This is a genomic window from Anaerobacterium chartisolvens (assembly GCF_003337415.1).
In the GTDB taxonomy this organism is placed as follows: domain Bacteria; phylum Bacillota; class Clostridia; order Acetivibrionales; family DSM-27016; genus Anaerobacterium; species Anaerobacterium chartisolvens.
The window spans coordinates 1-13,381 of the sequence record NZ_QPJT01000014.1; the positions used below are offsets into that span (position 1 = coordinate 1).

Below are 13,381 nucleotides of genomic sequence, written 5' to 3' on the forward strand. Positions count from 1 at the left end.
TTCGGTCTCAGGCACGCCAATAAAGAACTGGGCCGGTGCCAATAAGGAAAAATTTGTGTATGGAACAGAGGCAGTGCCGGAGGATGTTTATATTAAAAATAACTTCTTGTACAGAAACTGCTATGGATTCCCGGGCGCTAACTCACTGACATCTTTCTACACAACTAACATGCAGGTGCTGCACAACTACCTGTATGACTCCACTTACGGTGCTATGAGCATCGGCTGGGGCTGGTGTGAGTACGATGGGTTCGGCTATACCGAAGCAGGTCTAGTTAATACCAATAAGACCGGCGGCCCTTACGCTGGCACGCATGAAGATAGCCGCGGAAGATCTACGGCAATCTCTACCACCTCCAGAAATAACAAAATAAACTATAACAGGGTAGAGGAAATATGCACCGTAGTAAATGACTCCGGAGCCATTTACTCACTAGGAAGGCAGGGAGATCCCGGTAATTTGCCGGACGGAGGGACATGGTACACCGTCAACAATTTGACAAGCAGCCCCGTCATCGACGAGACCAGTAACTGGCATCCTGACAACTGGACGAATTACACCGAGATGAACTACAACTTCCTTGACCCAAATCCCAGTAACAAACCCACTACCTCCAACAACTGGACGAACGGGTTCCATCCCGACGAAGGAAGTACGTTCATAAAGATGATAGGCAACGTCGTGCAGTCAAAGCTGTCCCATTCCCCTGGACGGAGCCGTCTTTATGAGTTTAACAACTGGAAGCGCAAAAGTGACATGATTGCCATAGAGGGTTATGTGGATGGAAATAACGACCAGAATGGCGGTCCCAGAATTACTTTTGACAATTACAAAAGCGAAGAACGTATTTGGCCGGTTAAGGGTAACGAAATCGTCTTGAATTCGGGACTTGAGGACGAATACACTCATATGATACCAAGAAGCCTTATTGCCGACACCGAGTTTGAGCTGGCTTCCAACGTCATCATGGGTAAAGGGGACAAGCTGAACCGCAGGGGTCTGCTGAAAGCTGAAGACACTGTTTGGTTCGCACCCGCGGACACAACTGTCTTTACAGAAGGCGATACTATGACAAAAGCTGCCGGTGATGCAAAGACAATCGATGCTCCGTCTGCTCCTGGGGCATACAAGCTGTATATCGTATATGCAGACAGCAGCAAAGGAACGGCTACCTCCAAGTATACGGCATACGTCGACACAAGCGCATCAGCGGTCAATGTGGAAGACGGTAAAAGTTACGAGGTTTCAGCGGTACGTCCTCTTAAGCTGGCTTTGAGCAAGGATTACACCTATACGCTCAACGGCAAGTCTATAGTGGACGGGTACGAAATCGCCACCGAAGGAAGCTGGACCTTGGTACTCAGCACTTCATCGTCGGCGAATACCACAACTATCAAGTTTACCACTACAGTATCGGTGGCAAACAAGCTGCTCACGGCTGACGTGCAAGTAGCGCCTGACGGGACAGTCAGATTTGCGTACGATTTGAACGACGCGACAAAAGAGATATGGATTTCATCTTCCAGTGATGGAAATTTCGTTGAAAGCGAAAAAGAAACAAAGGCCTCCGGCGATAAGCTCGGGATGATAGCACCGCATTTGCCTGGTCCATACGTTATTTACGTACGGTCGAGCGAAGGCGAAGTACTCGGTCAGTCGCATGCTCGTGTTGTGGTGCGCGATATGACGCCTGTCGATATTCCCAGAAATGGTCTTGACTTATGGCTCAAAGCCGATGAGGGAGTGGAAACAGATAGCGAGGGCAACGTGACCGGATGGACAAATATGGGAAGCGTCACGGCGAAGCTTGTCCCGGCGGATGTCCCCGGCAGCGGCGGAGATAATCTTGGACAACCAAGCGGCAACCCCACGCTAAAGAAAGACGGATACGACTATGTAGATTTTGCCGCCATGTCAAGGCCGCTAAAATATGCAGGCTTTAAAGACTATAACGGCAAGACGGAAATGACGATATTCACGCTGGCTAACCCAACAACCACAGCCAATAACTCCAGCGACCAGAGCGGACTTGTTTATTTCGGATTGAACGAGGCTTACCAGACTTGGCCCGCCAACAACGGTTGGAGCGGTATTAACCTTGGTATAGGAACAAACAGAGTTAACATCCGCTTTGGTAACGCGAATGGCGGCGTACAGGGCGGCGGGCAAAGTATTTCAACAACCATTAGCGGTTTGTCCAGCGTTCGGGCGCAGCTAAATGGAGTTAATCGAGACATTTATGTTAATGACACCCGAATCGGCGGAGGAACCAACGCTACGGCGCTTGCCGGGAACAGACCGGATCTGGGCATAGGCTACACGATGGCGGCTGCAACGCCCTACCGCTTCCTGGGAAGAGTTGCGCAGGTTCTCATATACGACAGGGTGCTGACAACTGACGAAATTGCAAAAGTAGAAGCATATTTTAACTTGGTTAAGGCCGGTGGCGGTGGACCCGCAAACGCAGTTCCATCAGGGGTTGACAAAACCTTGCTGACAGCCTTGATTGAGGATGTCAATAACCTTGACAATACTATTTATACAACTGATTCATGGAACGCTTTTGCAAGTGCCTTAAGTGAGGCAGAAGCTGCCGCCTCGAATAATGAGATCGAGCAGGGAGCAGCGGATAATGCATATTTTGCACTTCGTGACGCGTTCAAAGCACTTGCTCTGCTGCCTAGCGGCAGTGGGACCGCCGTATACGGTACACCTGTTCTCGGCGGCACTGAACTCGACCCACTCTGGAACACGACCGTCACGCTGCCAGTCATTAAGCATCTGACAATGGCAAACGGCCCGACGGACGGCTCTGCTAAAGTGCTGTGGGACGATAATAACCTGTATGTGCTGGTGCGTGTAAAAGACCCTGTGCTTAACAGCAGCAGCGGCAGCGCGCATGAGCAGGACTCGGTCGAGATCTTTGTGGATGAGACCAACATTAAGGGTACCTCCTACGGAACAGGTATGGGGCAATACCGTATCAACTATCTTAATGCGAAAAGCTTTAATCCAAGCAGTATCAGCGCTGGTTTTGAGTCTTTTGCCAAGGTTGTGGACGGCGGTTATTACCTTGAAGTTAAGATCCCATTTAAGGTTGCGGTTCCTAGGAATGCTCACAAAATCGGATTTGATTTGCAGATCAATGACGCTGGAGCAACCGGTGGCCGTCAGGACATTATAATGTGGCACGACCAGACCGGAAATTCCTGGCAGAACGGATCACAATGGGGTGTGGTTACACTTGTAGGTAAAACTTCTGACACATATGAAGTGACATTTGGCACTGAGGGCGGAAACGGCTCCGTAGTTGCAGAGGTGGACAATGCCCAGATTACAAGCGGTGCAAGTATTGAAGCAGGCAAGGATGTTGTGTTTACAGCAACACCGGACACCGGCTACCGCGTCAAGGGATGGAAGCTGAACGGTTCTGCGGTAAGCGGAAACACATCAAACACCTATACATTGGAGAGCTTGTCGGCAGCGGCAGCGGTAACGGTTGAGTTTGAAGCTGTCACGGTAGACAAGGCAGGCCTTGCAGAGGCGATAAGTACTGCACAGGCACTGAGCCAGAGCGCATATACCCCAGAGTCGTGGCAGACAATGCAGATAGCATTGCAGGCTGCAACCTTATTAAATGCGAATCCGGCTGCAACTCAGGAACAGGTTGATGGCGTAACACAAGAACTTCAGGAAGCAATAGCGGGACTTGTGGCAGTAACTCCCGTAAACAAGACAGGTCTTGCAGCGGCGATAAGTACTGCAGGCGGACTGAGCCAGAGTGCATATACCCCAGAGTCGTGGCAGACAATGCAGACAGCATTGCAGGCTGCAATCTCAGTAAACGATGATGAAGACGCGACACAGGGAGAGGTTGATGTAGCAAGCGCAGCACTTCAGACGGCAATAAACGGACTTGTGGCAGTAACTCCCGTGAATAAGGCTCTCCTTGCAGCGGCTATAAGTATTGCAGAGGCACTGAGCGAGAGTGCGTATACCTCAGATTCGTGGGAGACAATGCAGACAGCATTGGCAGAAGCAATCTCTGTAAATGAGAAGGAAGATGCGACTCAGCAAGAGGTTGATGACGCAAAAGTAGAACTTCAGGCAGCAATAGACGGACTTGTTGTGGAAGGGGAGGATGTAAATAAGGATCTCCTTAACGCGGTAATAGCTACGGCAGAGGCACTGAGCCAGAATGCTTACACCGCAGAGTCGTGGCAGGCAATGCAGACAGCATTGGAGGCTGCAATCTCTGTAAATGATAATACAGATGCAACTCAAAGTGAGGTTGATGCCGCAAGCGCAGCACTTCAGACGGCAATAGACGAACTTGAGGTAGTGACTCCCGTGAACAAGGATCTTCTTGCAGCGGTAATAGTTGCGGCAAACGAACTGAACGAAAATGCTTACACCGCACAGTCATGGCAGGCAATGAAGACGGCATTGGATAATGCAATCTCTGTAAATGACAATGTAAATGCAACTCAAGATGAGGTTAATGCAGCAAGCGCAGCACTTCAGACGGCAATAGACGAACTTGAGGCAGTGACTCCTGTGAACAAGGCTCTCCTTGAAGCCGAGATAAGCAGGGTACAGGGACTGAGCGAAGATGACTACACCGCAGAGTCGTGGCAGGCAATGCAGACGGCATTGACGAACGCAACCTCGGTAAATGCGAACGCAGCTGCAACTCAGCAACAAGTAGATGCAGCAACGGCAGATCTTAAGACCGCGATAGAAGAACTTGTGGCAGTGACCCCGTCTGCAGATAAGACGGAGCTTGAAGCTGAGATAGAGAAGGCACAGGGACTGAACAAAAATGACTACACCGCAGAGTCGTGGCAGGCAATGCAGACAGCATTGACAGCTGCAACCTCTGTAAATGAGAAGGAAGACGCGACTCAGCAAGAAGTAGACGAGGCAAAGGCAGCTCTTAAGACTGCAATAGACGCACTTGAGGAGGTTAGTCCATCTGTAGATAAGACAGGGCTTGAAGCTGAGATAAGCAGGACACAGGGATTGAGCGAGAGTGCATATACTGCAGAATCGTGGCAGGCAATGCAGACAGCATTGACAGCTGCAACCTCTGTAAATGAGAAGGAAGACGCGACTCAGCAAGAAGTAGACGAGGCAAAGGCAGCTCTTAAGACTGCAATAGACGCACTTGTGGCAGTGACTCCGTCTGCAGACAAGACGGAGCTTGCAGCCGAGATAATCAGGGCGCAGGGATTGAGCGAGAGTGCATATACCGCAGAATCGTGGCAGGCAATGAAGACGGCATTGACAGCTGCAATATCTGTAAATGCGAACGCAGATGCAACTCAGCAAGAAGTAGATGCAGCAAAGACAGCTCTTCAGGCGGCAATCAGTGCATTGGTTGTCAAAACCCCAACATATACTGGCGGAGGCAACAGCAGTACTCCTACTCCCGCACCGCCGACAGCCAAGGTGGAAAACGGAGCAATAACCGTGGTTACACCGAAGGTTAATGCTGCTACAGGTGAGGCAAAAGCGGCACCGATAACGAAGGCCGACATTGAGAAGGCACTCAAAGGTACAACCCCCGACAGCAGCGGAGCCAGCACGGTTAAGGTGGAAATACCTGCGGCACAGGGAGCTAAGGCATATTCAGTGCAGCTTCCTCAGACAGTATTGGCTTCTGAGACAGGCAACAGCCGGATACAAATTAACACAGGAATAGCTACTGCTACCTTACCTGCTAACATGTTTGCATCACAGGGTGTTAAAGACAGCGACAAGATGGAGATTGTGATAGCAAAGGTTGACAAAAAAGATCTTGATGCGGGGCTTCAGGCACAGGTAGCAGACAAGCCGGTAGTAGACCTTAGCATAAAGATAAACGGAAAAACGGTTGAATGGAAAAACTCCAATGCGCCGGTAACTGTAAAAATACCTTACGAGGCAAGCAAAAAAGAGTTAGAAAATGCAGCTTATCTTACAGTATGGTATCTTGACGGCAACGGAAACGTAATTGTGGTTCCAAATGCAAAATATGATTCTGTTGAGAAGGTTGTAACGTTTACGACGACACATTTCAGCAAGTATGTAATTGCATTTGTACAGAAGACCTTCAACGACATAGCAAAATATCACTGGATAGTGGAACCCGTTCAGGTGCTTGCATCAAAGGATATAGTTGAGGGTACGTCAAAAGAGGAGTTCAGCCCTGACAAGAATATAACAAGAGGCGAGTTTATAATGTGGCTTGTCAAGACTCTTGGGCTGACTGCTGAATTTGATACAAACTTCAATGATGTAAAGAGTACCGACATATATTATGAGCAGCTTGGAATAGCCAAAAAGCTTGGTATAGCACAGGGCGGAGGCGGAAACACCTACAATCCTGGAAAGGAAATATCAAGGCAGGATATGATGGCGCTCACAATAAGGGCAATGAAAGCAGCCGGACGGGATCTGCCTGTGGGTACGGAAAGCGATATTGAGAGATTTGAGGATGCTTCAAAGGTAGCCAGCTATGCAATAGACCATGTATCGACAATGGTAAAGGCCAAATTGATACAGGGCAGCGGCAAAAATCTCAATCCTACCGCACAGACCACAAGGGCGGAAGTAGCAATAATGCTTTACAGGATTTACGCTAACAAATAAGAAATAAATTAATAAAAAAATGATCCGAAGGGTAAAATACCCTTCGGGTCGTTTTTTTGAGAGCTATGGCCGAAAGAGTCCTGTTTTTGCTTATATAGTGTTTTACCCGATATTTTTCCTTGCAGACAAAAAATATTCCCTTTAACACAGGGAATAGCAGCTATATAATTAAGCTGTAACAGTTACAGGAACCTTTCGAAAGGGCAGTTCTCTAAGCTTTTAATTAGCAAATTATTAAAGGAGGAACAGAGATGATTAAGTTAACAAAGGTTATGGCTGTTGTTACAGCTTTAGCCATGGCAACTTCTTTGGCAGCATGTGGCGGAGGAGCGGATAAACCCGTAGACCCGGCAAAAACTAATGAAACAACGGCAGAGGTTAAGAATGAAGAAAAGGTCAAAATCAAATTTCTTTCGTTAAGTGCAGACGATAACAGAAATGCTATCCGTGACAATTATATAAAAGTCAATGTTGAAAAGGATATGCCTAATGTTGAGGTTGAATATGATTTGGGCGGCGGAGGACAGGACTATGCAAATAAGCTGAAGGCTTATAACGCATCAGGAGATATGCCCGATGTATGGTTTTCCGAACAGAATCTTTCCTCAGTTGTTATTGCGGCAGGAAATGCTTTAGATTTGCTTCCGCAGGTACAGAAGTCAGGCTTTGATAAAAAAATGAAATTGCCGGATCTTGTAGCACCAGACAAGAATGGAAAGCTCTTTTGCGTACAGCCGGGAGCAGACCAGTATTTCACACCAAGGATTTGGTATCATAAGGATATATTTGCTCAGAACAACATAGAGGTTCCCAAGACCTTCGACGAGCTTGTAAAAGTTTGTGAAACTCTTAAGGGTAAGGGACTTATCCCAATGTCCATATTTGGTAAGGACGGATGGGTACCCAATCTGGCCATGGTTCAGACTATGATTATGGCTGAAGATCCTCAGGTTGCACAAGACCTCGTTAATAACAAGACAGATTTCAGCAACCCGGTAGTTAAGAACGCTCTGGGCAGAATTCAGAAGCTCGTTCAGATCGGCGCATTTGACAAGGGTGTTACAAACGTAGATTATGGTCCGTCAATAGAGGCTTATACTTCAGGCAAGGCTGCCATGCTGGTAATGTTCACATGGGAAACAGCGGCTCTGGAAAAGGCTGCTCCTGATACAGATTTCTTCCCGTGGCCTTCAGCAAAAGAGGGACTTGATCCTAATGATGCAATACAATATTGGGGAGCTCCATTAAGCGGCTATCTGGCATCGGCAAAAGCCAAGAATCCGGAAGTTGCTGCCGACTTTGCTATATTCTGTGCAACTCAGGACGCTCTGTATTACAACGACAATGGTTCACCGACAATGCTTGACACAGGCAAACAGGTAGAAATTACTTCACCATTGTTAAAGAAGAGCTTAGACCAGTTCGATGCAGCGAAGATCAAGGTTCCTTCCATGTGGGCTGCAACATTCAACGCAAAAATGTCCGCAGAATTTGCGACACAGAACAGCAAGCTTCTTACAGGCAAGTATTCACCGGATGAATGGATCAAGGCAATCAATCCTGTATGGGCTGAAAACTTCGAATAATTCAAGAATGACTTATTTATAAAGGGGAAAAATCATAAAGCATCCCTATATGAAACGACCTCATATAGGGATGCTGATTGATAAGGGGACAATATGAACAGATATTTTGGCAATAAGCTTGCGATATTTATATTTTCTTTTCCGGCGCTGATACTATTTACAACCTTTGTTATCTATCCTATTTTTCCGGAAATTGCCATAAGCTTTCAAAAAAATGACGGATTTAAGAGCTTAGGATATGTAGGATTTGAAAACTATATAAATGTTTTGAACGATGCTACCTTTTGGAAATCGAATCTGAATACTTTTATAATAGTAGCGATATCAGTATTTATAGGACTGCCGACTTCACTGCTCCTTGCCTTGGTTATGGATAAGCAGACTGAGTCGGTAAGAAGATTTTTTAAAGCCAGCAGTGTGTTTCCGGCAGTGCTTTCTGTGACGGTAATAGCGCAAATGTGGATCGCGATTTATGAGCCTCAATGGGGCCTTATAAACAGTATATTAAAGGCGGTAAAACTGGATAACCTGGCTATTGCATGGTTATCTGACGAGAATACAGTAGTTTTGGCAATAACGGTGGCTTTTTTGTGGCAGTATATAGGTTTGAATGCTCTGCTTTTCTATACTGGTATTAAGGCTATTCCGAATACCTACTATGAGGCTGCAGTTATAGATGGTGCAGGTTTTTTGAGAGCCAGTGTGAAAATTACCATTCCTCTCTTACAGGATGTGACCAAGTACGTTTTGGTGTTATCGACATTAGGATGTATGGCTCAGTTTGCCCATGTAAGGATAATGACGGCCGGGGGACCCGGGGATGCATCGAGAACTGTTGTTTACCAGTTGTTTTATAAGGCGTTTTCCGCCTCTGATTTTGGTCAGGGATGTGCAATAGCAATCATCTTTATACTTGAATGTCTAGTACTGACCTTTTTGATCAACCGGTTTGTAGCAAGAGAAAAAATTGAGTTTTAACTGAGAGGTGAATGGGTCATGAAAAGAAATAAAACCAAAATATTGATTAGTTCTATTATGATAATTATAGGAATAACATTTCTTTTTCCTATGTACTGGATGATAAATCTGTCCTTCAAGACCAAAAGCGAAGTATACGATAACCCATTCGGGTTGCCGCAACAGTGGGTTTTCAGCAATTATGGAGACGCGCTTGAAAAATTCAACTTCGTAAGATATCTATCAAACAGCCTGATATATTCGGCAAGTACAATTATAATAACTATATTTTTAGGAAGTATGCTGGCTTATTGTCTCAGCAGAATGAATTGGAAGTTTAAGGGTGTTGCTTTAAGCTATATTTCAATGGGGTTGATTATACCTGCTCAGGTGGTAATTATTCCGATACTCATTATGACCAAAAGCATGGGAATAAAGGGGACTCATCTGGGTCTGATATTGCCATATGCAGCCTTTGCTCTTTCTTCATGCGTACTTATGCTCTATGCCTTTTTCAGAGGCTTGCCTAAAGAGCTTGAAGAGTCTGCCTGTATTGATGGCTGCAACATATATCAATCCTATCTTAAAATAATTCTTCCCATAGTAAAACCTGCACTTTCTACTCAATGTGTTTTAATATTTATGAACATATATAATGAATTCTTTTTAGCTTTTATTTTAGCGGCGGAAGACAGGATACGGCCTTTGACGGTAGGACTGTTAAATTTCTTTGTAAGCATAGGAGTATCTCATTGGGGGCAGATTGGAGCGGCAATGATAATCACAAGTTTGCCGACGATTATTGTGTATATAATAGGAAACGAACAGATAGAGAATGCGCTTACCGCAGGAGCAATTTTAAAATAGCCGGCAAAAAGGTTGTTGGAGGAAGGATTTGAATTTATTTCTATTGGTGATTATATATGAGTAGGATTTTATCTGAATATATTTTTGGTGACATTTCAGTCAGATATTTAATTAATGAAGCAGGCAACGTTGGCATTGAAATATTGCCTGCCAGCTTGAAGGAAAAAGCTGTACAGGATAAAAAATATAATATTGATTCACTGGTTCAAGCTTATATCAAGGGTGATGACTTCTCGGGAGGCTTTGCAAACGGACATACCATGAGAAACGGTCAATCAACTTCGGTACTGGAATATGACAGCCAGCGGGCAGATTATAATAATGGCACTCAAATTATCACAACTGTATTAAAGAATGGAAACGGTCATTTTGCACGGCATATTCTTAAGTATAAAGAGGGTTTGAAGGCGTTTGAGGTGAATACGATATACTCCAATAAATCTGATAAAGCCATTGATGTGGAAATGCTGTCGAGCTTTTCTCTGGGCGGGCTGACTCCTTTTATTGAAGGTGAAGCGTATGAAAGCATGAATGTCCATAGAATCCGAAGCTGCTGGAGCAATGAGGGCAGGCTTATAACTGAGAGTGTTGAGGAGCTGCAGCTTGAGCCTTCCTGGTCACAGCACGGAGTAAGGTCGGAAAAGTTTGGACAGATTGGCTCCATGCCGGTAAGAAAGTATTTCCCATTTGTAGCAGTTGAGGATACTATTACAGGTGTGGTCTGGGCAGCGCAGTTAGCCTGTGCATCTTCATGGCAGATGGAGGTTTACAGGAGGGATGATGCATTATGCGTTTCCGGGGGACTTGCAGATTTTGACTTCGGGCATTGGATGAAGACCTTGCAGCCGGGAGAGGAGCTTGAAACACCCTCTGCATATTTAACTGTTGGCAGAGGAAGTGTGGATGAAGCAGCGCAAAGACTCCTGACGATACCTAAAGATAAGTTTGATAAAATAAATAAATTTGAAAGATTGCCGGTTTTGTTCAACGAATTCTGTACCACATGGGGATACCCTTCTCATGATAATATAAAAAAAATTCTGGATATTATAAAAGGCAGAGGGGTTGACTGCTTTGTAATCGACGCGGGCTGGAGTGCCGATAATGAAAATGGTTGGGATACCACGGTAGGTGATTGGGTTGTAAGTCCAGACTTGTTTCCCCAAGGACTTGGGGAAACTGTAAAAATGATTAAAGATGCCGGAATGCTGCCGGGAATCTGGTTTGAGTTTGAAAACTGCTGTTCTAAAGCAAAGGCGTACGAGGACGAGACACATCTTCTCAAGAGAAACGGGAAGGTTATTACCTCAGGGGTAAGGCGCTTTTGGGATATGAGTGATCCCTTTGTTGTTGATTATCTGACTGAAAAAGTTATATGTATGCTTAAGCAGTATGGGTTTAAATACTTAAAGGTGGATTATAACGAAACCATAGGTGTGGGATGTGACGGATACGAATCGCTGGGAGAAGGACTTAGGCAAAGAGTTCTTGCTTCGCAGGCGTTCTTTGCAAAAATAAGAGAAGAAGTTTCGGACATCATCATAGAAAACTGTTCTTCGGGAGGGCATAGGCTTGAGCCGTCCATGATGGCATTATGTGACATGGCTTCTTTTTCCGATGCCCATGAATGTAATGAGATTCCCATTATCGCAGCTAATCTCCACAGGGTGATAAGCCCATGCCAGTCACAAATATGGGCGGTGCTGCGCAAAACAGACAGCAGGAAGAGAATAATATATTCGATTATAAGTACTTTCCTTGGTGTTATGTGCCTTTCAGGAGATGTTTATGATTTAGACAAGGAGCAATGGGATGTGATTGACGAAGGGATAAGCTTCTATCATTCCATATCAGATATAATATTGAACGGGACAACAACGTTTTTTGGTTCAAAGCTTAAAGGCTACAGAAATCCGAAAGGCTGGCAGGGCATTGTAAGAAAAGCTGATAACGAAAAAGAAGCGGTTGTTTTAATCCATACTTTCAATAGAGATTTTCCTGACTCCATTGAGATTCCTGTTGGGGGCAGCTATGAAATTCATAAAACATTCTGTACCTTCGGAAATAATATTTCATTAAAAGACGGATGTCTTTCAGTACAGATGAAGGAAGAGTTTGAGGCGGTGGCTGTCTGTTTGAAATTGAGAAAATATTAATAAACAAACTAAGCAATGAATGTAAAGAGATTAAAAATTTACTTAAATATTATGTGATTTTGCAGTCTACGGCAATTATGTAGGCTGCAATTTTTTTTAAATAAGCAAAGGGAAGGTTCCGCAGTTTGCTTGTATCTGCTGTCCCAAATATCAAAAGTAATAAAAAAACTACTTGCAAAAAACCTTGCAAGCAGCTTATTTACTGGTGTGCCCAAGAGGATTCGAACCTCCGGCCTGCGGTTTAGGAAACCGACGCTCTATCCTGCTGAGCTATGGGCACATATATAAAATATATAGATATTATCACCTGACAAAGCATATGTGTCACATGAAACACATGTTATTTTAACATGGCTGTTCATGAAAAGCAAGAGCCAATTTTATATTTAAATTTTTACAGTTGTATATTCAAAAAAATTAATGCTCTGTCGTGAAAAATCTGTAATAATATTTAACACTTTGTTCGATATTTATAGTAAGAGGACGGTGTTACATATTTTACAAAATATTATAAATTTAATATTCCCTCCCAAATGTATATTTTGTGCACGGATTTTGGATGCCAGCACCAAAATAAATATATGCGGGAGATGCTTTGCGAAAATACCTTTTTTAGAGAAGAATTACGTGTACTATGAAGCACGGAATAATAACGAAAGATATTTTGACACCGTAGTATGCGTGTGCGAATATACAGGTATTATAAAGAGGGCTGTCATTAAATTCAAATTTTTTAATAAGGCATCGTATTATAGGGCGTTTTCAAAGCTTTTGGCACAAAAGCTAAAAAAAATGACAAATAACCATAAATTTGATATAATTGTAAGTGTTCCTCTTCATAAAAGCAGAGAAAGAGACAGGGGATATAATCAGGCGTTTTTAATATCCCGCGCTTTAAGCAGGGAGATAGGTATTCCGGAATGCTCGGGAGCCCTAAAAAGAATAAAAAATACCGCGACTCAGAGCCTGCTCAAAAAAAATGACAGGCTTTTAAATACCAGAGACGCTTTTGTGGTAAGTAGCAATAACAAGGTCTATAAAAAATCAATTCTTTTAGTTGATGATATATTTACAACCGGGAGTACTGTAAATGAGTGCAGCAGAGTATTAAAGGAAGCGGGTGCGGCATATGTATGTGTTGCGGTGATTGCTTCGGCAAGAAAGTAATGGTGCTTTTAACA

Annotated in this window: 6 protein-coding genes, 1 tRNA gene and 1 pseudogene; 7 read left to right on the top strand and 1 reads right to left on the bottom strand. The window is 44.4% G+C overall.

Features of this window, described 5'->3' with window-relative positions:
• Positions 1-106 precede the first annotated feature (106 nt).
• The 5 genes from DFR58_RS12585 to DFR58_RS12605 all read left to right on the top strand — a co-directional run bounded on the left by DFR58_RS12585 (position 107) and on the right by DFR58_RS12605 (position 12,200).
• Positions 107-6,634, top strand: coding sequence for a sugar-binding protein (locus DFR58_RS12585; protein ID WP_242987604.1), 6,528 nt, complete (start codon positions 107-109; stop codon positions 6,632-6,634).
• Positions 6,635-6,885: 251 nt separating this feature from the next.
• Positions 6,886-8,220, top strand: coding sequence for an ABC transporter substrate-binding protein (locus DFR58_RS12590; RefSeq protein WP_114298212.1), 1,335 nt, complete (start codon positions 6,886-6,888; stop codon positions 8,218-8,220).
• Positions 8,221-8,313: 93 nt separating this feature from the next.
• Positions 8,314-9,198 carry a carbohydrate ABC transporter permease gene (locus DFR58_RS12595; RefSeq protein ID WP_114298213.1) on the top strand — a complete coding sequence of 295 codons (885 nt, stop codon included), beginning with the start codon at positions 8,314-8,316 and terminating at the stop codon, positions 9,196-9,198.
• Between the two features lie 18 nt (positions 9,199-9,216).
• Complete coding sequence (locus tag DFR58_RS12600) at positions 9,217-10,044, top strand: carbohydrate ABC transporter permease (RefSeq protein ID WP_114298214.1); 828 nt, start codon at positions 9,217-9,219, stop codon at positions 10,042-10,044.
• Between the two features lie 56 nt (positions 10,045-10,100).
• A complete protein-coding gene (locus tag DFR58_RS12605) occupies positions 10,101-12,200 on the top strand; it encodes a glycoside hydrolase family 36 protein (protein ID WP_114298215.1) in 2,100 nt (699 codons plus the stop codon).
• A 203-nt stretch (positions 12,201-12,403) separates the two neighbouring features.
• Here DFR58_RS12605 and DFR58_RS12610 read toward each other — a convergent pair.
• Positions 12,404-12,480, bottom strand: a tRNA-Arg gene (locus DFR58_RS12610).
• A 140-nt stretch (positions 12,481-12,620) separates the two neighbouring features.
• Between DFR58_RS12610 and DFR58_RS22685 the strand changes: the two are divergent.
• Positions 12,621-12,812 (top strand): annotated as a pseudogene (locus tag DFR58_RS22685) (double zinc ribbon domain-containing protein); the annotation flags it as partial.
• Positions 12,813-12,827: 15 nt separating this feature from the next.
• Positions 12,828-13,367, top strand: coding sequence for a ComF family protein (locus tag DFR58_RS12615; protein ID WP_479722744.1), 540 nt, complete (start codon positions 12,828-12,830; stop codon positions 13,365-13,367).
• The last annotated feature ends 14 nt before the right edge of the window (positions 13,368-13,381 follow it).

Bases quoted from the DNA above. Each gene is read 5' to 3' on its own strand.
- DFR58_RS12590 (WP_114298212.1), top strand. From the start codon at position 6,886: ATGATTAAGTTAACAAAGGTTATGGCTGTTGTTACAGCTTTAGCCATG.
- DFR58_RS12595 (WP_114298213.1), top strand. From the start codon at position 8,314: ATGAACAGATATTTTGGCAATAAGCTTGCGATATTTATATTTTCTTTT.
- DFR58_RS12600 (WP_114298214.1), top strand. From the start codon at position 9,217: ATGAAAAGAAATAAAACCAAAATATTGATTAGTTCTATTATGATAATT.
- DFR58_RS12605 (WP_114298215.1), top strand. From the start codon at position 10,101: ATGAGTAGGATTTTATCTGAATATATTTTTGGTGACATTTCAGTCAGA.